General features: G+C 65.3%; 25 protein-coding genes. 15 read left to right on the top strand and 10 right to left on the bottom strand.

The genetic code is table 11. The features are described 5' to 3' along the window. Positions 1-156: 156 nt before the first annotated feature. On the top strand, positions 157-1,137 hold the full coding sequence (gene cysK / locus FJ986_RS06930; RefSeq protein WP_140514132.1) for a cysteine synthase A: 981 nt from the start codon (positions 157-159) through the stop codon (positions 1,135-1,137). Between the two features lie 201 nt (positions 1,138-1,338). Next, the gene (locus tag FJ986_RS06925; RefSeq protein WP_140491802.1) at positions 1,339-1,965 is read left to right on the top strand and encodes a glutathione S-transferase family protein; all 627 of its coding nucleotides are present in this window, start codon (positions 1,339-1,341) and stop codon (positions 1,963-1,965) included. Between the two features lie 34 nt (positions 1,966-1,999). On the opposite strand, the gene FJ986_RS06920 is transcribed toward FJ986_RS06925, so the two are convergent. Together FJ986_RS06920 and FJ986_RS06915 are read right to left on the bottom strand one after the other, a co-directional pair. Continuing rightward, the gene (locus FJ986_RS06920; protein WP_140673813.1) at positions 2,000-3,244 is read right to left on the bottom strand and encodes an RNA polymerase sigma factor; all 1,245 of its coding nucleotides are present in this window, start codon (positions 3,242-3,244) and stop codon (positions 2,000-2,002) included. A 7-nt stretch (positions 3,245-3,251) separates the two neighbouring features. Continuing rightward, complete coding sequence (locus FJ986_RS06915) at positions 3,252-3,620, bottom strand: YciI family protein (protein ID WP_140491798.1); 369 nt, start codon at positions 3,618-3,620, stop codon at positions 3,252-3,254. Between the two features lie 261 nt (positions 3,621-3,881). On the opposite strand from FJ986_RS06915, the gene FJ986_RS06910 reads away from it, so the two are divergent. From FJ986_RS06910 to FJ986_RS06900, 3 genes are read left to right on the top strand one after another with little or no spacing between them, the layout of a single operon-like run. After that, entirely contained in the window at positions 3,882-4,841 is a 960-nt protein-coding gene (locus tag FJ986_RS06910) for a TAXI family TRAP transporter solute-binding subunit (protein WP_140673811.1), read from the top strand. Between the two features lie 57 nt (positions 4,842-4,898). Beyond that, positions 4,899-7,004: a TRAP transporter permease gene (locus tag FJ986_RS06905; RefSeq protein WP_140673809.1), complete on the top strand. Its 2,106-nt coding sequence runs from the start codon at positions 4,899-4,901 to the stop codon at positions 7,002-7,004. Beyond that, positions 7,001-7,384, top strand: coding sequence for a DUF1850 domain-containing protein (locus FJ986_RS06900; RefSeq protein WP_140563825.1), 384 nt, complete (start codon positions 7,001-7,003; stop codon positions 7,382-7,384). The genes FJ986_RS06905 and FJ986_RS06900 overlap by 4 nt, the downstream gene beginning before the upstream one ends. A 328-nt stretch (positions 7,385-7,712) precedes the next feature. Here FJ986_RS06900 and FJ986_RS06895 read toward each other — a convergent pair whose 3' ends face one another. Next, positions 7,713-7,853, bottom strand: a complete 141-nt coding sequence (locus tag FJ986_RS06895; protein ID WP_013892047.1) for a hypothetical protein — start codon at positions 7,851-7,853, stop codon at positions 7,713-7,715. A 400-nt stretch (positions 7,854-8,253) separates the two neighbouring features. Between FJ986_RS06895 and FJ986_RS06890 the strand changes: the two genes are divergently transcribed. The 3 genes from FJ986_RS06890 (at position 8,254) to ligD (ending at position 12,276) form a co-directional block, all read left to right on the top strand. After that, the gene (locus FJ986_RS06890) at positions 8,254-8,760 is read left to right on the top strand and encodes a ferritin-like domain-containing protein (protein WP_140673807.1); all 507 of its coding nucleotides are present in this window, start codon (positions 8,254-8,256) and stop codon (positions 8,758-8,760) included. A gap of 111 nt (positions 8,761-8,871) precedes the next feature. Continuing rightward, a complete protein-coding gene (locus tag FJ986_RS06885) occupies positions 8,872-9,750 on the top strand; it encodes a Ku protein (RefSeq protein ID WP_140514137.1) in 879 nt (292 codons plus the stop codon). A 12-nt stretch (positions 9,751-9,762) separates the two neighbouring features. Then, complete coding sequence (gene ligD / locus FJ986_RS06880) at positions 9,763-12,276, top strand: DNA ligase D (RefSeq protein ID WP_140673805.1); 2,514 nt, start codon at positions 9,763-9,765, stop codon at positions 12,274-12,276. A 78-nt stretch (positions 12,277-12,354) separates the two neighbouring features. Here ligD and FJ986_RS06875 read toward each other — a convergent pair whose 3' ends face one another. Beyond that, positions 12,355-13,029 (bottom strand): winged helix-turn-helix domain-containing protein, encoded by a 675-nt coding sequence (locus FJ986_RS06875; protein WP_140514139.1) that lies wholly within the window; start codon positions 13,027-13,029, stop codon positions 12,355-12,357. Positions 13,030-13,190: 161 nt separating this feature from the next. Here FJ986_RS06875 and FJ986_RS06870 point away from each other — a divergent pair, with 161 nt between their 5' ends. Continuing rightward, positions 13,191-13,523 (top strand): NIPSNAP family protein, encoded by a 333-nt coding sequence (locus tag FJ986_RS06870; RefSeq protein WP_140491782.1) that lies wholly within the window; start codon positions 13,191-13,193, stop codon positions 13,521-13,523. Then, positions 13,520-13,864: an antibiotic biosynthesis monooxygenase gene (locus tag FJ986_RS06865; protein ID WP_140524410.1), complete on the top strand. Its 345-nt coding sequence runs from the start codon at positions 13,520-13,522 to the stop codon at positions 13,862-13,864. Before FJ986_RS06870 ends, FJ986_RS06865 begins: the two co-directional genes overlap by 4 nt. A 42-nt stretch (positions 13,865-13,906) precedes the next feature. On the opposite strand, the gene mbfA is transcribed toward FJ986_RS06865, so the two are convergent. After that, the gene (gene mbfA, locus FJ986_RS06860; protein WP_140491779.1) at positions 13,907-14,890 is read right to left on the bottom strand and encodes an iron exporter MbfA; all 984 of its coding nucleotides are present in this window, start codon (positions 14,888-14,890) and stop codon (positions 13,907-13,909) included. 177 nt (positions 14,891-15,067) lie between these two features. Here mbfA and FJ986_RS06855 point away from each other — a divergent pair, with 177 nt between their 5' ends. Both FJ986_RS06855 and FJ986_RS06850 read left to right on the top strand, forming a co-directional pair. Continuing rightward, positions 15,068-15,391 carry a hypothetical protein gene (locus FJ986_RS06855; protein ID WP_140491777.1) on the top strand — a complete coding sequence of 108 codons (324 nt, stop codon included), beginning with the start codon at positions 15,068-15,070 and terminating at the stop codon, positions 15,389-15,391. 147 nt (positions 15,392-15,538) lie between these two features. Then, positions 15,539-16,519 (top strand): threonine/serine dehydratase, encoded by a 981-nt coding sequence (locus FJ986_RS06850; protein ID WP_140628446.1) that lies wholly within the window; start codon positions 15,539-15,541, stop codon positions 16,517-16,519. A gap of 109 nt (positions 16,520-16,628) precedes the next feature. Here FJ986_RS06850 and FJ986_RS06845 read toward each other — a convergent pair whose 3' ends face one another. From FJ986_RS06845 to FJ986_RS06825, 5 genes are all read right to left on the bottom strand, one after another. Then, the gene (locus FJ986_RS06845) at positions 16,629-16,934 is read right to left on the bottom strand and encodes a DUF1236 domain-containing protein (RefSeq protein WP_140491773.1); all 306 of its coding nucleotides are present in this window, start codon (positions 16,932-16,934) and stop codon (positions 16,629-16,631) included. A 258-nt stretch (positions 16,935-17,192) separates the two neighbouring features. Continuing rightward, positions 17,193-18,329 (bottom strand): ABC transporter permease, encoded by a 1,137-nt coding sequence (locus FJ986_RS06840; protein ID WP_140559144.1) that lies wholly within the window; start codon positions 18,327-18,329, stop codon positions 17,193-17,195. Then, positions 18,326-19,246, bottom strand: coding sequence for an ABC transporter ATP-binding protein (locus FJ986_RS06835; protein ID WP_140551766.1), 921 nt, complete (start codon positions 19,244-19,246; stop codon positions 18,326-18,328). The genes FJ986_RS06840 and FJ986_RS06835 overlap by 4 nt, the downstream gene beginning before the upstream one ends. Beyond that, entirely contained in the window at positions 19,243-20,196 is a 954-nt protein-coding gene (locus FJ986_RS06830) for an HlyD family efflux transporter periplasmic adaptor subunit (protein ID WP_140673803.1), read from the bottom strand. Before FJ986_RS06830 ends, FJ986_RS06835 begins: the two co-directional genes overlap by 4 nt. Further along, complete coding sequence (locus FJ986_RS06825; RefSeq protein WP_140673801.1) at positions 20,193-20,882, bottom strand: CerR family C-terminal domain-containing protein; 690 nt, start codon at positions 20,880-20,882, stop codon at positions 20,193-20,195. The genes FJ986_RS06830 and FJ986_RS06825 overlap by 4 nt, the downstream gene beginning before the upstream one ends. Before the next feature lie 92 nt (positions 20,883-20,974). Here FJ986_RS06825 and FJ986_RS06820 point away from each other — a divergent pair, with 92 nt between their 5' ends. From FJ986_RS06820 to FJ986_RS06810, 3 genes are all read left to right on the top strand, one after another. Further along, positions 20,975-21,448: a CYTH domain-containing protein gene (locus FJ986_RS06820; protein ID WP_140491763.1), complete on the top strand. Its 474-nt coding sequence runs from the start codon at positions 20,975-20,977 to the stop codon at positions 21,446-21,448. Then, positions 21,445-22,383, top strand: a complete 939-nt coding sequence (locus tag FJ986_RS06815) for a CHAD domain-containing protein (RefSeq protein ID WP_140554707.1) — start codon at positions 21,445-21,447, stop codon at positions 22,381-22,383. Before FJ986_RS06820 ends, FJ986_RS06815 begins: the two co-directional genes overlap by 4 nt. A 240-nt stretch (positions 22,384-22,623) precedes the next feature. Next, complete coding sequence (locus tag FJ986_RS06810; RefSeq protein WP_140524445.1) at positions 22,624-23,223, top strand: DNA-3-methyladenine glycosylase; 600 nt, start codon at positions 22,624-22,626, stop codon at positions 23,221-23,223. Positions 23,224-23,251 lie beyond the last annotated feature (28 nt).

Below are 23,251 nucleotides of genomic sequence, written 5' to 3'. Positions count from 1 at the left end.
TTGCGGGAACGCTTTTCCGAGGCCGAGGCGTTTTAGACACGGGCCCCACTCGGATATTTTCGGGCGACGGTCTATCTTGCGTCCGTGGAAGGCCTATCTTGGCGGCCATCCGTCTGAGATCAGTTCCATCCGCCTGACATTCTGGGAGCCAAACCAATGAACAAGTTCGCCGCCTCCGCTCGTGTTCCCGGCCGTGGCCGCATCTACAATTCCATCACCGATACGATCGGCGACACGCCACTGGTGCGGCTCGACAAATTCGCCAAGGAGAAGGGCATCGTTGCCCATCTCCTTGCCAAGCTCGAATTCTTCAACCCGATCGCCTCGGTCAAGGACCGTATCGGCGTGGCGATGATCGAGGCGCTCGAGGCATCGGGCAAGATCGCTCCCGGCAAGACGACGCTGATCGAGCCGACTTCGGGCAATACCGGCATAGCGCTTGCCTTCGCTGCCGCCGCCAAGGGCTACAAGCTGATCCTCACCATGCCCGAGACCATGTCGGTCGAGCGCCGCAAGATGCTGGCGCTGCTCGGCGCCGAACTGGTGCTGACCGAAGGGCCAAAAGGCATGAAGGGCGCCATCGCCAAGGCCGACGAACTGGCGGCCACCATCCCCAACGCCATCATCCCGCAGCAGTTCGAGAACCCGGCCAATCCCGAGATCCATCGCACGACGACTGCCGAGGAGATCTGGAACGACACCCATGGCGAGGTCGACATCATCGTCTCCGGCATCGGCACCGGCGGCACCATCACCGGCGTCGGCCAGGTGCTGAAGAAGCGCAAGCCTTCGCTGCATGTCGTCGCGGTCGAACCGGAAACCTCGCCGGTGCTGTCGGGCGGCCAGCCTGGCCCGCACAAGATCCAGGGCATCGGCGCCGGCTTCGCGCCAAAAATCCTCGACACCACCATCTATGACGAAATCGTCACGGTCTCGAACGAGGATTCGGTCGCCAATGCCCGCCTCGTCGCCCGGCTGGAAGGCGTGCCGGTCGGCATCTCCTCGGGCGCCGCTTTGCAGGCGGCGATCGTCGTCGGCTCGCGGCCGGAGAACAAGGGCAAGAACCTGGTGGTGATCATCCCGTCCTTCGCCGAACGCTACTTGTCGACCATCCTGTTCGAGGGCTTGGGGGCGTAGGGTCTTCGTTGGGCGAAGCGATACGGCGCGTCGCCTGTCGAGTTCCGACACGCTCTCTTCTGCCCTGCCGGGCGCTTAACACAAAAGGCGCTTAGCCTGGCCCGCTGAAAAAACCCGCGGTGGCGGCTGCCACGGGCTTGAGCAGCGCCCTGCTTCCGGTTCATATCGCCCCCGGCCCCCGCAGGGCCGGCGGAGGACCTCATGTACAAGCTCTACACCCGTCCCGGCAGCGGCGGCTTCGTTGTCGAGGCGGCCCTGGCGCTGGCCAAGGCGCCGTTCGAGCAGATCGACGTACCGAAATCCGACCGGCCCGATCCCGCTTTCCTCCACATTAGCCCGCTGAACCAGGTGCCGGTGCTGACCTTGCCGGACGGCCGCTCGCTGACCGAATCGGCGGCCATCTGCATCCTGCTCGCCGAACGCCATCCGCGGGCCGGACTGGCGCCGGCGGCCGATGAACCGGCCCGCGCCGACTTCCTGCGCTGGATGGCGTTCATGTCGTCCGCCCTCTATCCGGCGGTGCTGCGTTTCTACTACGCGCCGCGCTACACGGCCGACGCCGACGGCGCCAAGGCCGTCAAGCAGGCGGCCGTGGCCGAGATGGACCGCGGCTTTGCCGTCATCGACGCCGCCTTGCGCGGCCGCGACTGGCTGGCAGGCGAGGCGATGTCGGTGGCCGATATCTATCTGGCCATGCTGGTGGCCTGGCATCCCGACAGCGGCAAGGCACGCACCGCCTGGCCCGACATCGAACGCCTGTGGGCCAGGCTTCGCGAGCACCCGCTGATGAAGACGCTCAACGCATCGCACGAAATGTGGCCGGGCTGAACAATTCATCGGCAAAGCACCGCGCTCAGGCATTTCAATGCCTGAGCGTCGCGCGTTTTCCCTGCAGGAAGCGGCGTACCGCCGGATCGCTTTCGAGGCCGATCGCACGGTCATAGGCTTCGACCGCCTGCGGCACCTGGCCGAGCCTGGCCAGAAGGCCGGCGCGCGCGGCCCAATAGGGCTGGTAATCATTGAGCCGCTTGTCGTCGCCAAGCACGTACAGCGCCGCCAGCCCCGCCACGGCGCCCTCGGCTTCGGCGATCGCCACCGCGCGGTTGATCGCCACCACGGGCGATCGTGCGATCGAAAGCAACGCGTCGTAGAATTCGCGGATCGCCACCCAGTCGGTCTCGCCGCTCAGCCGCCGCGCCGCGTGAACGGACTGCACGGCCGCTTCGAGCTGGTAGCGGCCGATGGCGCCCATGGAGGCGGCGCGGCCGAGCAGGGTTTCCGCCTCGTCGATCAAGGCATGATCCCAAAGCGCATGATCCTGCTCGGCGAGCGGCACATAATCTCCGGACCCATCGCGGCGCGCGGTACGGCGCGCCTCGGCGAACAGCATCAGCGCAAGCAGGCCCAGCGCCTCCGGTTCGTCCGGCAGCAGCGAGGCCACCAGCCTCCCGAGCCAGATCCCTTCGGTGGCCAGGTTCCGGCGCCGCGTCTCTGTGCCCGCCGGGTCGGACCAGCCCTCGGCGAAGGTCGCGTATATGGCCTCCAGCACGGTATCCAGGCGCTCGCCGAGTTCGGCTCGCTCCGGTACGCGGAACGGAATGCCGGCTTCACGGATGCGGGCCTTGGCCCGCACCAGGCGCTGGCCCATTGTCGCCGGCGGGACCAGGAAGGCGGAGGCGATCGTCGCGGCGTCGAAACCAAGCACGGCCTGCAGGATCAGCGGCGCGCGGACGCCAGGTTCGATCGCCGGATGCGCGCAGGCGAACATCAGCCGCAGCCGTTCGTCGGGCAGGTCCTGGTCGGTCATGCACGCCTCCGCCTCCTCGGCAATCAGCTTGAGATGGTCGCGGCCGGCTTCGCTGGTGAGCCGCCGCCGCACCGCGTCGACACGCCGCCGCCTTGCCACGGCAAGCAGCCAGGCCTCCGGCTTTTCGGGCACGCCGGTTCGCGGCCAGCGTTCGAGCGCCGCGGCAAAGGCGTCGGCCAGCGCGTCCTCGGCGGCGGCCACGTCGCGCGTGGGCGCCGCGAGCCAGGCGACCAGCTTGCCGTAGCTTTGCCGGGCGGCGGCCTCGGCGGCTGCCCGGGCAATCTGCGAGCTGCTGTCCATCACATCGTCATTTCTTGGGCATGTATTCGGCCATTTCCCAAATCGGCCGCAACTCGACCGTGCCTGTGCTGGCCGCCGGGCAGCGCGCCGCCCATTCGATGGCGGTATCGATGTCGGCCGCTTCGATCATGTAGAAGCCGGCAAGCTGCTCCTTGGTGTCGGCATAGGGGCCGTCGATCACGTTGGTCTTGCCGTCGGTGATCCGCACCGAGGTGGTTGCCTGAGTCGGGCGCAGCCTTTCTCCGGCCAGCCACGCGCCGGATTTCTTCAACGCTTCGGTATAGGCGCCATAGGCCGCGCTCATCTGTTGAGCCTTCTCGATCGGCGTGTTCGCCAGTGCGGCTTCGTCGTTGTTGATCAAAAGCATGTATCGCATGGGTCTTCTCCCGTGGTTTCGTAGGCCGCGTCCTTGCGAGCCGGACATATGTCGCGCGGCAAGGGCCGATTTCGACAGGTGCCGGAAAAAATCTTTCGGCCACGGTCGCGTCCCGCGCAAGCCGGAGCTGTTTCCGCATCCATTCAACCGTTCGTCTAATGAATGCAATTGCGGGTTGGCATTTGCGGCCCGCCGTCTAAACTCGGCCGGTTCGCATCGAGGAGGTGGTGCGGCAGCCAATATTTTCAGGGAGGAAACCGGATGTTCCATTTCAGAACGAAGTTCGTTGCAGCCGGCGCAATGGCGCTTTCGCTTGGGCTCGGCATTGCCTCGGCCAGGGCACAGGAATTCATCAACGTGCTGACCGGCGGCACGTCGGGCGTCTACTACCCGCTCGGCGTGGCGCTGTCGGAAATCTACAGCAAGGGCATCACAGGCGCCCGCACCCAGGTGCAGGCCACCAAGGCTTCGGTCGAGAACCTCAACCTGCTGCAGCAGGGCAAGGGCGAGATCGCCTTCGCGCTCGGCGATTCCGTCAAGATGGCCGCCGAAGGCAATGCCGAAGCCGGCTTCCCCGGCAAGCTCGACAAATTGCGCGGCATCGCCGCCATCTACCCCAACTACATCCAGATCGTCGCCAGCCAGGAATCCGGCATCAAGACCCTGGCCGACCTCAAGGGCAAGAGCCTGTCGGTCGGCGCGCCGGCCTCCGGCACCGAGCTCAACGCGCGTGCCATCTTTGCCGCCGCCGGGCTGAAATACGAGGATCTCGGCCGGGTCGAATACCTGCCCTTCGCCGAATCGGTCGAGCTGATCAAGAACCGCCAGCTCGATGCCACGCTGCAGTCGGCCGGGCTTGGGGTCGCCTCGATCCGCGACCTCGCCACCTCGGTGCCGATCAATGTCGTCGCGGTACCGGCCGAGGATGTCGCCAAGATCGGCGCCCCCTATCTGTCGGTGGTTATCCCCAAGGGCACCTATGAGGGCCAGGCCGAGGACGTCGCGACCGCGGCCGTCGGCAATTTCCTCGTCACCCGCGCCGATGTCTCCGACGAGACGGCCTACCAGATGACCAAGCTGCTGTTCGAGCATCTCGACCAGCTCGCCGCCGCCCACGCCGCCGCCAAGGCGATCGACCCTGCCAAGGCGCTCGACGGCATGCCGGTGCCGCTGCATCCGGGCGCGGAACGCTATTACAAGGAGAAGGGGCTGCTGAAGTAGGCGAGGACTATCTGAGATGTCTTCGCACTGTCATTCGCTCATTTTGGAGTGCGTCGGATGAGCGAAGCAGCCGACGGCAAATCCTCCACCTTCCATCTCCCCGTCGCCGAAGAGCAGGTCGAAGGCTTGCCGCCGGGCTTTGGCGACGGCATCGCCGGCAAGGCTGCCTTCCTCATCGCCGTCGCCTTTTCCGTGTTCCAGATCTACGTCGCCGCCTATGGCAGCATCCCGAGCCAGGTGGTGCGGGCCATGCATGTCGGTTTCCTGCTGCTGCTCGGCTTTGGCCTGATCGCCAACCTGCGCGCCCGAAGCCTGCCGGCCAAGGCCGTGTTCTGGGCGTTCGGCGTGCTCGGCTTCGGCACCGGTCTCTACAATTGGGTGTTCTACACCGACCTCATCCGCCGCTCCGGTTTCCTCACCACGCCGGATCTTGTCGTCGGCGCGGTGCTGGTGGTGCTGGTCTTCGAGGCGGCCCGGCGGTTGATGGGACTGCCGCTGGCGATCATCGCTTTCATCTTTCTCGCCTATTGTTTCGTCGGCAACCATCTGCCGCCGCCCTTCATCCATCGCGGTTACGATTTCGCCCAGCTCGTCGACACTTTCGCCTATGGCACCGAAGGCATATACGGCACGCCGGTCTATGTCTCGGCCGCCTATATTTTCATCTTCGTGGTCTTCGCCGCCTTCCTCGAACGCGCCGGCATGATCGCGCTGTTCAACGATTTCGCGCTCGGCCTGGTCGGCTCGTGGCGCGGCGGCCCGGCGCAGGTCTGCGTTTTGTCCTCGGCGCTGATGGGCACCATCTCCGGCTCCGGCGTTGCCAATGTCGTGGCCAGCGGCCAGTTCACCATCCCGTTGATGAAGCGCTTCGGCTTCCGCTCGGCTTTCGCCGGTGCCGTCGAGGCGACCTCCTCGATGGGCGGCCAGATCATGCCGCCGGTGATGGGCGCGGTCGCCTTCATCATGGCCGAGACGCTGAACATCCCCTATGCTGAAGTGGTCAAGGCGGCGATCATCCCGGCGCTGCTCTATTTCGGCGCCTGTTTCTGGCAGGTGCATCTGGAAGCCGGCAAGGCCGGCCTGCACGGCATGGCCAAGGCCGAACTGCCCAATCCCTGGGACGCCGTGCGCCAGCACTGGCCGCTGGTGCTGCCGCTGGCGGCCCTCATCTATCTCCTGTTTGCCGGCTACACACCGATCTTCGCCGGCACGATGGGCCTGGCGCTGACCATCGTGCTCATCCTCGGCACGCCGCTGGCGGCTCTGATCGGACCGCTCGCCTTCCGCGTCGTCTTCTGGCTGGCGCTCGGGCTTGCTGCCGCCTCGTTCATGCGCTTCGGCGTCAACATACTCGGCCTCGTCATCGCCGCTCTCGTCGTCGCCTGCTTCGCCTTCAAGGGCGGGCGCGAAACGCTGCGGATCTGCGTGGATTCACTCGCCGAAGGGGCCAAGAACGCGCTGCCGGTCGGCATCGCCTGCGCCATCGTCGGCATCGTCATCGGCACGCTGACGCTCACCGGCATCGCCTCCACCTTCATCGGCTGGATCATCTCCATCGGCCAGGACAATCTGTTCCTGTCGCTGGTGCTGACCATGCTCACCTGCCTGGTGCTTGGCATGGGCATCCCGACCATTCCCAACTACATCATCACCTCCTCGCTGGCCGGCCCCGCGCTGCTGTCGCTCGGCGTGCCGCTGGTGGTCAGCCACATGTTCGTCTTCTACTTCGGCATCATGGCCGATCTCACGCCGCCGGTGGCGCTGGCCGCCTTCGCGGCCGCCCCGATGGCCAGGGAAAGCGGCCTCAAGATCGGCATCCAGGCGACCAAGCTTGCCATTGCCGGTTTCGTCGTGCCGTTCATGGCCGTCTACACGCCGGCGCTCATGCTGCAGGATCCAGGCCCGGTCGCCGCCCAGTTCGGCTACCCCGTCGAGGTCGCCTACATCGTCGTCAAGGCGTGCATGGGCATCGTGCTGTGGGGCGCCGCCGCCGTCGGCTTCCTTGCCAGGCGCATGGCGTGGTGGGAACGGCTCATCGCCTTCTGTGCCGGCGTGCTGCTGGTCGCGGCGATCCCGCTCACCGACGAGACAGGCTGGGCATTGTCGTTTGCCTGGATCGGCTGGCATTTCTGGCGCGCGCGGCGGGCGACGGCCCAAGCATGAGCCTGTGTATCCTTGCCGCCGGCAAGACGGTGACGCTGGCGGCCGCCGCCTTCACCCTCTCCTGGACGCACTCGGTGGAGCGCACGCGCTGGGAGGAACACTGGAAGGTGATGCCTTCCGGCCTGCAAGTCACCGAGGCGCGCATAAAGGGCTCGGGCGCCGGCATGGAACCACCGGAGGGCGCGGTGCTGCGAGACGGCTGGTGGGCCTATGCTCCGAAGGTCGGGCCGCAGCGAAGCCTTATGCTCGCCGCCTCCGGCGCGACCGGTGATGGTTGGACACTGTGCACAGATCAGGGTTGCCGAGAACTCGGCAAGGTGGCCGGCGGCACGATCGTGCTGGAGCCGTGTGCTCCGGACGGCACGAGCCTGCCGCGGTAGCGCACGATCATCCCGGCTGGAGCCAGCGCCGTCGAAGACGGTCAGCGGATGGCTTGCATCGAAGGGTATTCAGAAGGACGGCTTGGACTGGGCCCGACTGGACTGGGCCCGACTGGACTGGGGCCGACTGGGCTGGAGAAGGTCGCTTACGCGGGCCTCGGCGGCTCGTGTCCTGAGACATTAAGCCGGCGAAGGCGGTCTCAAAGCCGCGGCGATGTCGCACGCCGCCGATCGGCGAAGGTCGGGCGCTCGGCGCGATAGGTGGTGGCGCGCGACTCGGCGTCAGGCCTGCAGATGCGGCTGTTGTGTCGGCTCTCGAAAGTCATGGTCAGTGCGCGCCCAGCGAGGTGCCGCGACGAGCGCAGGCCGGGCCCGGCCCGCGCATGTAGTAGCGCTCGGGCCGATAGGTCGGCGCGACGAATTCGCGGATGGCTGCGGCATAGCCGATGAGGTGCGTGAGGAAGTTCATTTTACCTGTCCCTGTCCCGACTTTCGGGTGTCCCTTCCGAATTGCGGAAATCATAGCGTCGAGGCGTGAATAGTCGGTGAACGCGATGTTAATTTCTGGTCGAAAACCCGTCGCTTCATGGCCGGAATGCGGCTGATTCGGGGTCTTTCCACGCCTTTTGTCGCCATTTCGGCGTGTGTGACTTTTGCATCACATATGTTTCGTTTGGATGTCGCCTGGGTGCGGTTGCGTTTCAGCTTTCGCCCTGGCGGGAGAATTTTCCTTGCTCGCCGCCGCAAGTCCGGAACCCGGCTTGGGACGAGACGTTGATTCCTCGAGCCGGCATGGCCGGCCCATGGGGCCGCCGACCTGCGGCCCCACGCTAACCCGCAACCGCAAGAGCAAAGGAAGGGCCGCAATCATGGGCTTCTTTTCGAAGGACATCAAAACCCTGGACGACCTCTTCGTGCACACGCTGCGCGACATCTATTATGCCGAAAAGCAGATCGAGAAGGCATTGCCGAAGATGATCGACAAGGCGACGGATCCGCAGCTGAAGGCCGGCTTCGAGAAACATCTCGAGCAGACCAGGGGCCATGTCGAGCGCGTCGAGCAGGTGTTCGAACTGCACGGCGTCAAGGCCAAGGAGGTCAACTGCCCGGCCATAGACGGCATCCTCGAGGAAGCCGACGACGTCAGCGGCGACGTCGACGACAAGGAGGTGCTGGACGCGGCGCTGATCGCCTCGGCGCAAGCGGTCGAGCACTATGAGATGACCCGCTATGGCACCTTGATCGCCTGGGCCAAGCAGCTTGGCCGCAGCGACTGCGCCAACGTGCTGGCCAAGAACCTCAAGGAAGAGCAGGCGGCGGATCGCAAGCTGACCGAAATAGCGGAAAGCAAGATCAACCTGCAGGCCGCCGAATAGGGGCTGAAAGAGCCGGGGCCGGTGGCAATCGCGCCGGCCTTGGCTCGACCGGATTGGAACCGTTGGGGTCGTCGTCCGTTCCAGCCAGGTCCTTCTCTACAGGAAATCATCATGGCGCCGCGTCCCGCCTGGAGAGGCTATCTGAAGCTTTCGCTGGTCACCTGCGCCATCGAACTGACCAATGTCGTCACCCATGCCGAGAAGGTCTCTTTTCGCATCCTCAACCGCGAGACCGGCAACACGGTGAAGCGGATCTATGTCGACGCCGAAACCGGCAAGCCGCTTGAGGATGGCGACGAGATAAAGGGCTACGAGGACGACGATGGCAAGTTCATCCACATCGAAGAGGACGAGATCGAGGCCATCCAGATCGAGTCCTCGCACACGATGAGCCTCGACGGCTTTGTCGACAAATCCTCCATCGAGCAGATCTATCTCGATACGCCCTATTACGTCGCGCCGGCCGACAAGGTCTCGCAGGACGCTTTCGCCGTCATCCGGGACGCGATGGCCGGCAAGAAGATGGCGGGTCTGGCGCGCATCGTGCTCTATCGGCGCGAACGTCCCGTGGTCATCGAACCGCTCGGCAAGGGCATGGTGCTGACGACGTTGCGATACGACAACACGGTGCGCCAGCCGGACACCGTCTTCGGCGACATCGAATCGGTAAAGACGGATCAGGAGATGACCGATCTGGCCGAGCTCATCATCGACAAGAAGAAGGCGAAGTTCGATCCCTCGAAATTCGAGGACAAGTATGAGGATGCGCTGCTCGAACTGATCCGCGCCAAGAAGGCGGGCCGCAAGGCGCCGAAGGCCAAAGCGGCGCCCAAGCCGTCCAACGTCGTCAATCTTTTCGACGCTCTGAAGAAGAGCCTTTCGTCGGACGGCGGATCGGGCGAACGCCGCGGCAAGGCCTCCGCGAAAGCCAAACCGGCGGTCAAACGCGGCAAGCCGAAAGAAGCCGCGCCCAAGCGCAAATCGGCGTGAGGACATCAAGGGATGGCTAGCCTCGAACAATATCACGCCAAGCGCGATTTCAGGAAAACCGCCGAACCCCCCGGCAAGGTCGCCCGCGGCAAGAAGAGCGAGGCAGGCGGCATCTTCGTCATCCACAAGCACGCCGCGACCAGGCTGCATTACGACCTGCGCCTCGAACATGCCGGTGTGCTGTGGAGCTGGGCGGTGACGCGCGGGCCCAGCCTCGATCCGCACGAGAAACGGCTCGCCGTGCATGTCGAGGACCATCCGATCGACTATGCGCCGTTCGAGGGCACCATTCCCAAGGGCGAATATGGCGCCGGCTCGGTCATCGTCTGGGACGAGGGCACATGGGTGCCCGAGGGCGATCCGGCCAAGGCGATGAAGAAGGGCCATATCAACTTCGAGCTCAACGGCCACAAGCTGCACGGCCGCTGGCACCTGGTGCGGCTGAGACCGCGCCCCGGAGAGAAGCGTGACAACTGGCTGCTGATCAAGTCCGACGATGGCGCGGCCCGGCCAGGCGAGGATATTCTGGAGGAAGCGCCGAAATCGGTGAAGTCGGGCCTGACGATCGAGGAGGTCGGGGCGGGCAAGGCCGCGAAAGGGGAGAAGGCGAAGGTCTGGCACTCCAACAAACCGGCCGCCGCCCAAGCCAAGGCCGGACACGCAAAGCGCCTCGACTTCATCGAGCCGCAACTGGCCACGCTCGAGCGGGAAGCGCCGCCGGGCGAGGACTGGCTGCATGAGGTGAAGTTCGACGGCTATCGCATGCAGACGCAGATCGCCGGCACGGACGTGCGGCTGCTCACCCGCACCGGCCTCGACTGGACGAAGAAATTCGGCGACGCGATCGTCGCCGAGCTCGCCGGATTGAAATGCAGCGACGCCATCATCGACGGCGAGATCGTCGTGCTGGCCGACAGCGGCGTCTCTTCCTTCGCGCTTTTGCAGGCCGACCTGTCGGCGAAGCGCACGGATCGCTTCATCTACTACGTCTTCGACCTGATGCGGCTGAATGGGCGGGACCTGCGCCGCGAGCCGCTGGTCGAGCGCAAGCAGGCCTTGCAGGAATTGCTGGCCAGCCAGCCGGAGGATTCGGCGGTCCGCTTCAGCGACCATTTCGCCGAGCCCGGCAAGGTGATGCTCGAGCATGCCTGTCGCATGGGACTGGAAGGCGTCGTCTCCAAGCGCGCCGACGCGGTCTACCGCAGCGGGCGCGGGCCGTCCTGGGTGAAGTCGAAATGCACGCTGCGACAGGAGTTCGTCATCGCCGGCTACCTGCCGTCCGACAAGACCGGGCGCGGGCTGCGTTCGCTGCTGCTTGGCTATTTCGAGGCCGGCAAGCTGCACTATGCCGGCCGCGTCGGCACCGGCTTCTCGACCGGCGGCGCCAATGCCCTGAAGAAGAAGCTCGATGCGCTGCAAACGAAGTCGTCGCCCTTCGACAAGGCCGTGCCGAGGGGCAAGGGCCTGGTCTGGGTGAAGCCGGAGCTTGTCGGCGAAGTGGAGTTCCGCAGTTGGACCTCCGACCGTATAGTACGCCACGCCTCGTTCCAGGGGCTGCGCGAAGACAAGCCGGCGGAGGAAGTCGTGCAGGAAAAGCCGAAGGCACCGACAGGCAAAAGCACGGCCCGGGCCAAGCCGGCGTCAGGCGGCGCAACGCCGGCAAGGGCGGCAACCACCACGGTGAAGCTGTCCCACCCAGAAAAGCTGCTGTGGCCCGACGAAAAAATATCCAAGCAGGGGCTGCTCGATCATTACGCGCTGGTGTGGCCGCGCATGAAACAATTCGTGGTCAACCGCCCGCTCAGCCTGGTCAGGGCCCCTGATGGTGTCGGCGGCCAGCGCTTCTTCCAGAAGCATGCCTCGCCCGGCATGCATGACAAGATCGAGAAGACGAGGGATCCCACGGATGGCGAGGAAATCCTGTTCATCCGTGACTTCGACGGCATCGCGGCACTTGTCCAGCTCGGCGTGGTCGAGATCCACATCTGGGGTTGCACCATCGACGAGCTCGAACGTCCCGACCAGATCGTCTTCGATCTCGACCCCGATGAAGGCGTCGACGTGAAGGCGGTGCGGGCGGCGGCACTCGACATAAGAGGCAAGCTTGACGAGCTGTCGCTGCCCAATTTCGTCAAGACGTCGGGTGGCAAGGGCTTTCATGTCGTCGTGCCGCTGAAGCCGTCGGCCAACTGGGAGGAGGTGAAAGGCTTCGCCCATGATTTCGCGCGCGCGCTGGAACAGGGCGCGCCCGACCGCTACACCGCGACGCTGTCCAAGAAGGCGCGCACCGGCAAGATATTCGTCGACTATCTGCGCAATGGCAGCGGCGCGACCACGGTGGCGCCCTACTCGTCGCGGGCCAAGAAGGGTGCCACGGTGTCGATGCCGGTGACCTGGGCCGAGATCGAAGCCGGCCTGCCGCCGAACGCATTCCCCATCGGCGACAAGACGACGCTGAAGCAACTCGCGGAAGCCGATCCGTGGAAGGATTTCTTCAAGAAGGGGAAGGTGTTGAAGCGGGGGTAATCCTGCCCGCATTTGCAGCGCGGCGATCCTTCGCGCCTGTCCCGCCGGCGAATCGATGCTGGCAACAGCGCCGATAGCTCAAGCCAAAAACACCTTCTCGAACGCCTGTTTGCCGGGCGGCGAAAAAATCACGGCGCGGCTGTCCTTCTCCCGGCGCGCCCATTTCTCGGTGAGGATCTTGTCGAGGATGGCGGCGCCCAGCGTGCCGGCGAGATGCGAGCGCCGTACGCTCCAGTCGAGGCAGGCGCGGCACACCGGCCGCCGGGCCTTTGCCTCCACATCGATGCCCATCGCCGCGAAATGCGAGGCGGCCGAAGGCGCCAAGCGGATTTCGCCGCGGTCTCGCAGCAGCAGCCTCCGGTCGATGAGGCGGTCGAGCATCGCCACCGCCTGCTCGCCGGCAAGATGATCGTAGCAGACGCGCGCCACGCGCATCGCCCCGTCGCGCGGGCCCGGCCGCACGCGCCTGGGACCGATGGTTTCGGCGACGCCGGCGATGGCTTCGATCATTTCAGCCACCTGCGGCCCGGCGAGCCCGTAATAGCGATGCCGGCCCTGGCTTGCCACGGTCAGCAGCCCGCCTTCCATCAGTTTCGACAGATGCGAGGAGGCGGTCGGCATCGATACGCCGGCCTCGAGCGCCAGTTCGCTTGCCGTCAGCGCCGTGCCGCCCATCAGTGCGTTGAGCATGTTGGCGCGGGCCGGGTCGCCGATCAGGCTGGCGATGCGGGCAATGTCGGGTCCTTCGCGCATAGTTTCATCCCTATCGAAGCATTCTCGCCAGATAATCACTATCCTTCGCTGAGCTCAAGGAGCGCTGACGATGCTCCTGACAGGAAACTGCTTAGCACACCGGCGTGGGCGACGTTTCGACAGAGATCGAATTATCTGTGCGTCAACTCAGGGAGACCGAAATGACCATCACCTGCTTCATCCGCTACGAGATCGATCCGTTCGGCAAGGCCGCGTTCGAGGAATATGCCCGCAACTGGGGCCAGGCCATTCCGCGCTGCGGCGCCGACCTGATCGGCTACTACGCGCCGCATGAAGGCTCGGCCACGACCGCCTATGCGGCCTACAACATAGAAAGCCTGGCTGCCTATGAAGCCTATAGGGCCCGGCTTGCCGCCGACCCGGCCGGCAAGGCAAACTACGAATTCGCCCGCCGTGAAAAATTCATCCTCAAGGAGGACCGCATGTTCCTGAAACTGGCGTCCGGCCCGCACGCGAAGCTGGTGCTGCCGTGATCGCCGTCATCTTCGAGGTCGAGCCGGCCGCGGGCAGGCGCGACGCCTATCTGGGCATCGCCGCCCAGTTGCGGCCGCTGCTTGAAGGCATCGATGGCTTCATCTCGGTCGAGCGCTTCCAGAGCCTCGCCAATCCGGACCGCATCCTGTCACTATCGTTCTGGCGCGACGAGGATGCGGTGAAGGCCTGGCGCAACACGCAAGAACACCGGCAGGCGCAGCAGGCCGGGCGCGGCGGCATCTTTGCCGACTACCGCCTGCGCATCGCGCACGTCGTGCGCGATTATGGCTTGAGTGAAAGGCAACAGGCGCCGGTGGATAGCCGGGCCGTGAACGGCTAATCGGCAGGTTCATCCTTCTCCACAAGGGGAGAAGGATGAACCCTATGCGTTCCCGATCAGCACGCCCGCCGCGAACACCAGCGCGCCGCCGAGCACCACCTGGAAGGCGGCGCGCAGGAAGGGTGTCTGCATGTAGCGGTTCTGGACGAAGGCGATGGCCCAGAGTTCGAAGAACACCACCACGGCGGCAACCGCTGTCGCCGTCCAGAAATGCGGGATCAGGTAGGGCAGCGCATGGCCGAGGCCGCCGAGCGTCGTCATGATGCCCACGGTCAGGCCGCGCTTGACCGGCGAACCCCGACCCGACAGCTTGCCGTCGTCGGAGGCGACCTCGGTGAAGCCCATCGAGATGCCGGCGCCGATCGAGGCGGCGAGGCCGACGAGAAGCGTCTGCCACGTGTCATGCGTGGCAAAGGCGGCGGCGAAGATCGGCGCCAGCGTCGATACCGAGCCGTCCATCAGTCCGGCCAGTCCCGGCTGCACATAGGTGAGGATGAACTGGCGCTGCTCGGCCGTCGCCTCCTCGACCTTCACGGTGCCCGGCACGTGCTGCTGCTCCAGCCGCTGCGCCATGCTCTCATGGCTCTGTTCCGCCGCCGCCAGTTCGTCGAGCAGCTTTCTGGTCGAGGCATCGGTGGTGCGCCTGGCCGCCTCGACATAGAACAGATAGGCCTGCCGCTCCATCGCCTCGGCCTGGCGGCGTACCTGCTCGATGCCGAGCGGCTTGACCAGCCAGTCGGGCTTGCGCTCGTAATAGCCCTTCACATGCTCGCGCCGGATCAGCGGAATGCGCTCCCCGAAACGCCTGCGGAAAAGCTCGATCAGCGCGTCGCGATGACCGTCCTCCTCCTCGGCCATGTCCTCGAACATCTTGGCCGATTGCGGAAAATCCTCCGCCAGCCCATCCGCATAGGCGCGATAGATGCGACCGTCGTCTTCTTCCGACGAGATGGCAAGCGCCAGGATCTCCTGTTCGGAGAGCGAATCGAAGGAGCGGCGGCCGAAGCCGAAAACACGGGAAAGCATGAGGAAATCACCCTAGTTTAGAATTGTTCTAAACTAAAGTTTGCTGCCGCATCGGTCAATCGTGCGTCTGGGCGGCAGTCAAGATTTGTTGAAGCAGCCATTCGGCGCCGGCCCTTCATTATCGGCAAATGTTCACTTATATGACGGAACTCAAGCCAACAACCGAGGAAGCCGCCGATGACTGCAAAGCCGCACGCCCATCACTTCGACCCGAAACCCGTCCTCGACCTCATAGCCAGCATCGAGGCCGATCTGCAGCGCCTGAAAGGTCTGGTCGAGCAGCAGATCGAGAAGTTCGATCCCGCCAACCCACACAACAAGACCCTCGACGGCAAGCTGACCGAGGAAGGCGTTGAGTGCTGCTACCGCATGTTCGACGAAGGCAAGTCGCGCTATTCGGTCTCCCAGCAGATGAAGATTTCCTTTGCCGCCGCCACCCATCGCTTCAATGCCTGGCGCAAGGCCGGCGGCAACAAGCGGCAGCGGACGTTGTTGGGGTGAGGGTTGAACTGGACGGACCGGCAGGCAGGTGACTGCCAGCACTGCCGGCCGTCGTGATCTCAAACCTTGTGACGGTTACATTTTTTTGTTGGCCTCGCGCGGCCCTTTGCGTGCACCATGGCCGGACCACATCTTACAGGACCCGCCATGACCACGCCTCCCGGCATCGCCGATATCCACGCCGCCGCCGCCCGGCTCTCCGGCCTTATCGTCGAGACGCCGCTGATCGAATCGCCCGAGCTCAACAGCCGCTTCGGCGGCCGCATCCTGTTCAAGCCGGAAACGCTGCAGCGTACCGGCTCGTTCAAGTTCCGCGGCGCCTACAACAAGCTGTCCTCGCTATCGGCCGAGGAGCGCGGCCGCGGCGTGGTCGCCTTTTCCTCGGGCAATCATGCGCAAGGCGTTGCCGCTTCCGCCGCCATGTTCGGCGTCAGGGCGGTCATCGCCATGCCGTCGGACGCACCGGCCATGAAGATCGGCAATGTCCGCAAGATGGGCGCCGAAGTGGTCGCCTTCGATCGCGTCCGCGAAGACCGCGTGGCCGTGGTGCGGCCTTACGTGGAGAAGGGCATGGTCCTGGTGCCGCCCTATGACGATCCCGCCATCATCGCCGGCCAGGGCACGATCGGCCTCGAACTGCTGCGTCAGGCCAAGGCGCTTGGCGTGAGCCTCGACGCCGTCATCGTTCCCTGTGGCGGCGGCGGGCTGAGCAGCGGGATTTCGATCGCGGTCAAGGACGGTTCGCCCGCCACCGCCGTCTGGGCGGCAGAGCCGGAATTTTTCGACGACACCAGCCGGTCGCTGGCCAAGGGCACCAGGGTAGCGAATGAGCCCGGCCACACCTCGATCTGCGATTCACTTCTCGTCGCCGAGCCGGGCGCGCTCACTTTCGAGATCAATCGCAAGACGCTGGCCGGCGGGATTGCCGTCTCGGAGGAGGCGACGAAGCAGGCCATGCGCGACGCCATGGCCCATCTCAAGCTCGTCGTGGAGCCCGGCGGCTGCGTCGGGCTCGCCGCGCTCTCGTCGGGCAGGATCGACTTGGCCGGCAAATGCGTGGCCGTGGTGCTGTCTGGCGGCAATGTCGATTTCGACGCCTATGCCAAGATCATGGCTGCTGCCGCTTGACGCCCGCCCTGCATGGCAGGGCGGGCAGCCTTGTTTCGCAATTCCGGATGGAAACCGCTGCGCACTTTTCCTGGAATTGCCCAGTGCCCGTCAGCTGATGACGGTGCCGTCAGTCGATGACTTTCACGATGCGACGGGTTCCGGGATCGACGAGGACGGTCTGACCGTTGACGACGACATAGCGGTACTGCACATCAGGAACATCGATCGCATGCAGCTCAACAGTGTCCGGCAAGGTCGAGCCGATGGCCAGCTGGACGCCCAGCAGGTCGACCGAGGCGATCGGCTTCTTGTGCACATATTCGCGGATAACGGTCTCCTGCTGCGGCTCGATGATCACGTCCTGAGCAGCGGCGGCACCGATGCCGGCGGCTAGCAGAAGCCCGGCCGCGGTGGCGGAAAGATACAGTCTCATCATTGCCTCCATTGCTGGTCGATAGAGCGCAATACACTTGCAAGTCTGCGCTCTATCCCGTTGTTTTGATGGCATTCCGCATCCCGCCAGATGATCCGGCCGGACTCGAGATGCCAAGGGCTTCGCTTGCACTGAGGGGGCCGTCTTGGCCCGCAAGTGGCAGCGGCGAGGCTGATCGACAACGCCGGGGCAGAAGCATGGTTCCAACGGGAGGGTCCAGGGCTCGATGGAACCCTGGACCCTCTCAGGGGCTGTTTTTCAGTCCAGCGTGCGGCGGAAGCGGACCAGGGCGACGCCGGCAAACAGCGCCACGAACACCACCAGCCAGCCGATCTCCACGGCCACCGCCGGCAGCTGCGCGCCCTTCAGCATGACGGCACGGGTGATGCGCAGGAAATGCGTCAGGGGAAAGATCTCGCCGAAGATCTGCGCCCAGCCCGGCATGCCGCGATAGGGAAACATGAAGCCTGAAAGCATGATCGACGGCAGGAAGAAGAAGAAGGTGAGCTGCAAGGCCTGCATCTGCGTGCGCGCGACGGTCGAAATCGTGTAGCCGAGCAGCACCAGGGACAGCACGAACACCAGCACCGCCGACAAGAGCAGCGTCATCGATCCGGTGAAGGGAATGGCGAACAGAAGCTTCGACGCCGCCAGCACCACCACGACCTGCACCGCGCCGACCGCCAGATAGGGCAGCACCTTGCCCAGCATGATCTCGAGCGGGCTCGACGGCATGGCGAGCAGGTTCTCCATCGTGCCGCGCTCTGTCTCGCGTGTCAGCGCGATCGAGGTCATCATCACCATCGTCATCTGCAGGATGACGCCGAGCAGGCCGGGGACGATGTTGTATTGCGAGATGCCCTCCGGATTGTATCGCCGGTGCACGACCACATCGAGCTGGCCCCGGGCGGCCTCGGCGGCGGCCTCCTGCATGCCTTGCGCTCTGAGCAGCGCCTGGCCGGCGACGGTGCTGAGCGTCGAGATGGCGCCGCTGGCAACCGCCGGGTCGGTGGCGTCGGCCTCGATCAGGATCTGCGGATTGTCGCCGCGCTCCACCCGCCGCGCGAAATCGGCCGGAATGGTGACGACGAAGGCGACGTCGCCGCGCGCCATCAGGAATTCGGCCTCCTCGGCACTTTGCGCCACATGGTCGAAACGGTAGTAGCCGGTGGTCTGCAGCGCCGAGACCATGGCGCGCGTATAGGGATCGCTGCTCGTCGCCACGAGTGCCGCCGGCAGGCTCTTCGGGTCGTTGTTGATGGCGTAGCCGAACAGCACCAGCTGGATCAGCGGCACGCCCAGCATCATGGCGAAGGTGATGCGGTCGCGGCGCATCTGGATGAACTCCTTGATCAGCAGCGCGCCGAGCCGGGCGAAGGAGAAGACCGCGTTCATGCCATGTTGTCCTTCGAGCCGGACATGAACTGGATGAAGACGTCCTCGAGGCTGGTTTCGCCCGGCGCCACCGTCACGCCCTTGTGCTCCTTCTCGACATCGGCCAGCGCCGCCTCCAGCTTCTTCCTGTCGGCTCCCACGACATGCAGCGTCGCGCCGAACGGCGCCACCTGGTCGACGCCCGGCCGGCCTTCGAGCGCTTGCGCCACCTGGTCGAGGCGCGGGCCCTGCAGGACGAAAGTGGTCAGGCCGGCATTCCTGACCACCTCGGCGACGGTGCCCGTCGCCAGCATCTTGCCGTAGGAGATATAGCTGATGCGATGGCACCGCTCGGCCTCGTCCATGTAGTGGGTGGAGACCAGCACGGTCAGCCCGCCGCTCGCCAGCCGGTGGATCTCGTCCCAGAACTCGCGCCGCGCCTTGGGGTCGACGCCGGCCGTCGGCTCGTCGAGCAGAAGCAGCTTGGGCTTGTGCATGATGCAAGCGGCCAGCGCCAGCCGCTGCTTCCAGCCGCCCGACAGCGTCCCGGCGAGCTGGTTGCGGCGTGTCGTCAGGCCGAGTTCCTCCAGGGTCCTGGCGACATGCTCCTCGACCGGCTTCAGCCGGTAGAGCCGCGCCACGAATTCGAGGTTCTCGCCGATCGTCAGATCCTCGTAGAACGAGAATTTCTGCGTCATGTAGCCGACCTCGCGCTTGATGCGCAGGCTGTCGGTGAGGATGTCGAAACCCAGCACCGTGCCTTCGCCCTCGTCCGGGGTCAGCAGGCCGCACATGATGCGGATGGTGGTGGTCTTGCCCGAGCCGTTGGGGCCGAGGAAGCCGACGATCTCGCCTTCCGCCACCGTCATCGTGACATGGTCGACGACGGTTTTGTCGCCGAAGCGCTTGACCAGGCCGTGCACGTCGATGACGTTCATTTCCCTGAAACCGCCAGCTCGACGTCGACGATCTGGCCCGGCTGCAAGGCGCCGGCGCCGCCCTCCGGCCGCGCCTCGACGAGGTAGACCAGCTTCTGCCGGTTCTCCAGCGAATAGATCACCGGCGGAGTGAATTCCGGATCGGGCGAGACATAGCTGACGCGCGCCTTCACATCCGGGCCGCAACCGTCGCAATGGACGCGGAGCAAAGTGCCGACCTTGACCGAGGAGAAGGCGGCTTCGGGTATATAGACGCTGAGCTTCACCGCGCCGTCGGGCAGCACGGAGATGACGGGCGCGGTCGGCCCTGCCGTGTCGCCCGGATTGCGAATGACGTCGCTGACGCGGCCCGGAGAAGGGGCCGCCAGGGTGCGCTTGGATAGCCGCCACGCCGCTTGGTCGAGCGCGGCCTGTGCCTGGTTGACCTGACTTTCGGCGGCCTTGATCGTCTCGGGACGCGCCGGCAGGCCGCCCGCGGCGAGATTGGCCTGCGCCTGTCCGACCTGCGCGTTGGCCGTCTCCAGCGTGGCCGAGGCGGTATCGTAGTCGGCCTGCGTGCCGGTGCCGCGCTTGAAGAGGTCGGCAGCGCGGTCGTATTTGCGTCTGGCATCGTCAGCCTGCGCCTTGGCCATGTCGACCTGGGCCTTGAGGGCGGCGATTTCTTCCGGCCGCTTGCCCACCTGCAGATCGGCAAGCTGCGCCCGCGCCTGGGCGAGACTTGCCGTGGCCTGTGCGACCGCGATTTTCGCGTCGGTGTTTTCCAGCGTCACGATCGTGGTGCCCGATGTGACGCGATCGCCGCGCTTGACCGCGACGGTCTCGACCTGCGCCACCTCGATCGGCGCCAGCAGCACATAGTCGCCTTCGACATAGCCGACGGCCAGCGGAGAAGCCGGTGCGCAGGCGCCGAAGAGTTGAGCGGCAAGCGGCAGCGAACAAAGAAAGCTCATCGTCTCGATCCCTTCCGGGCGGCCAGTATGGCGCTGAGGTTGTCCGATGTGACGGCCGCCACCTTGGCGGCCTCGGCGGCGCCGATCTCGCGCCAGCCCATGCGGCGCATGACCGCCTCGCGGCCGATGCGGAAATAGATGACCTGTCCGATCAGCGTGAACACGGTGAGCCGGGTCGCCTCGCTCTCGGCCGCCTCGCCGGTCGCCTGTTCCCAAAGCAGGCACAGGCGCCGATGCGTCGGCTCGAACACGCCGTCATAGATGCGGTCGAGCGCCGCGGTCGGGTGCGAGAGCTCGCGCAGCACGAACTGCACGATCTCACCGGCCTGCGGCTGCGCCACGACGAATGCCACCATCCGCTCCAGCGCCGCGAACAGCTGCGCGCGCGCCGTCTCGGGGTTCGCGATTGCCGACGCCCGCGCCTCGCCGAGTGCCTGGCCGGCGACCGACTGTATAGTCTCCACGATATGGTCGGCGGCGGCGAGGCGCAGCCCCTCCTTGCTGCCGAAGTGATAGGCGATGGAACCGATATTGGCCTTGGCTTCCGCCGCGATCTCGCGCGTGGAGGTGCCGTCGAAGCCTTGTCGTCCGAACAGCTTGAGCGCCGCGCGGACCAGGGCTTCACGTGTCATCTCCGCGGCGGGCGGCTCGCGGCGAGGAGTTCGGGCTTCGGGCGGCTTGATCATGCGGCATACTTTAATCAATCGATTGATTAAAGTCAAATCCGATCCCGGACATGGCTTGCCATGCCGGCCCGCGCGGGCTTTAGTGCGCGGCCATGGGCAAGGAAGTCGAGCGCAAGTTCCTGGTCTCCGGCACGGCATGGCGGGATCTGGTCGAGGCGGACATCCGCATCCTCCAGTTCTATCTCGCCGCCGCGCCAGGACGCACGGTGCGCGTGCGCATCAGCAACGGCGCCTCGGCCAGGTTGACGCTCAAATTCGGCAGCACGGCGCGGGAGCGCGACGAATTCGAATATCCCATTCCGCTGGCCGACGCCGTGGAGATGCTCGGCTTCGCCATCGGGCGTGTCATCGAGAAGACACGTCATCATGTTAGGCATGGCGGCTATCTCTACGAAGTCGATGTCTTCGGCGGCGCGCTGGCGGGGCTTGTGATGGCCGAACTCGAAACGCCGGACGATGTTCCGGATGAAATGCTGCCAGACTGGCTCGGCCGCGAAGTGACTGGCGAACAGAAATTCTACAACGCGTCGCTCGCCCTCGGGGGGATTCCGGAGATCGCCGCATGAGCTTTCGCATCGATCCGCGCCTGCCGCTGACCGGCGAGGTCAGGCGTATCCTGGCCGAGGAAATCGGCAAGGCGCTTGCTCATCTCGACATGGCGCGTGACAGGCCGGAACAGGGACTGCACAAATCCCGCAAACGACTGAAGAGCGTGCGTGCCTTGTTGCGTCTGGTTCGTTCCGGTGACGAAACATTCTGCCGCACGGAGAATGAATGTTACAGGCAGGTCTCGGCATTGCTCGCCGGACCGCGCGAGGCGACCGCCTTGATCGAGACGATCGACCGCCTGGCCGACACCTTTCCGGGGCAAAGCGCCGGTCACGGCCTCGGCCCCGCCCGCGATCGCCTGGTGATGCGCCAGCACGCGCTTCATGCCGGCGCCGGTCTCGACGCGGCCATAAAAGCTGCCATCGCCGCCTGCCAGGAGGGCCTCGAACGCGTCGACAGGCTGTCCTTGCCGGACCAGCCGGAGCAGGCCGCCGACATTCTGGCGGAGGGCGCCCGCGCCACATTGCGGCGCGCGCGCAAAGCGCTGGACAAGGCGGCCTCGAGCGGCGGGGCCGAGGATTTCCACGACCTGCGCAAGGCGGCCAAGACCCACAGCATGCATCTGTCGCTGCTCGGCCGCCTGTGGCCGACGCCAATCAAGGCTCGTCGCAAGGCGGTCGACAAGCTCGCAGAGCAACTCGGCGAACTGCACGACGTCTTCGTCATGCGGGCGATGCTGGAGGCCGGCGGCGAGCCGCTTGGACCGCCCGGGGATACGAAACTCCTTGGCAAACTCCTGAAGCATTCCGAAAAGAGCCTGAGGAAATCCTGCCTTGCCGAGGCGGCCGAACTGTTCGGCGACAGTCCCAGGCGCTCGACGAAGAAGCTGGCCCGCAAGGCGCGCGACGATCTTGCCGGCGCTCCGCCCGCGGAGGAATTGGCGGCGAGGTGACGCGAGGGCATTAATCGCCGGTCATGCGGTCATTCGCCTTGGATGGCTCGCGGGCAGGGGCTGGCCCTCCATTCGCGCACCGGCATCCGCACCGACGGCAAGTCGATCCTCTATGCCCCCCTGATGAACGAGGGCGAAGTCGCGGCGCTGAAGCTCGATTGAGAAGCCAGATATCCCGAGCGGACTCATGAGAGTCTTTGCCACATGGGCCGGGCGGATCTAAAACCAGCCGCCATGAGGATGGTCGTCCGCCGCCCGCTCGCCCGCTCGGAACTGCCGCACGATACGGCCGCTCTCGCGCGCTATCTCATCGGCAAGATCGTGGTCCGGGAATTGCCCGAAGGCATTGCCAGCGGCCGCATCGTCGAGACCGAGGCGTATGTCGCCGGCGATGCTGCCGGGCACGGCTTCAGGGGAATGACCCCGCGCAATCGCTCGCTGTTCCTCGAGTGCGGGCATGCCTATGTCTATCTCGCCTACGGCATCTCATACATGCTGAATGTCTCGAGCGAGATGCCCGGCATCGGAACCGGCGTCCTGATCAGGGCACTCGAGCCGCTCGACGGCATTTCGATCATGCGGCTCAATCGCGGCATCGAGCGCCTGCGTGACCTGGCGCGAGGACCGGGAAGGCTCGCCATGGCGTTGCGGATCGACCGTTCGCTCGACGGGCTCGATCTTTGCCGGGAAGGCCCTCTATGGCTTGCAAGCGATGGCCGCGACCCCGGCGAAATCGGGCAGAGCGTTCGGATCGGCATTTCGAAGGATGCCGACCGCCTGCTGCGATTTTACGTCCGGGGAAGTCCGTTTGTCAGCGGTTCACGATCGCTCAATCCATGAGAGGTGCTTCCCGGCGCGTTGGAAGAAA

The organism is Mesorhizobium sp. B1-1-1 (assembly GCF_006442955.1).
GTDB lineage: Bacteria > Pseudomonadota > Alphaproteobacteria > Rhizobiales > Rhizobiaceae > Mesorhizobium.
Note: the sequence above shows the minus strand (reverse complement) of the source record. Positions and strands in the feature narration are given on the sequence as shown.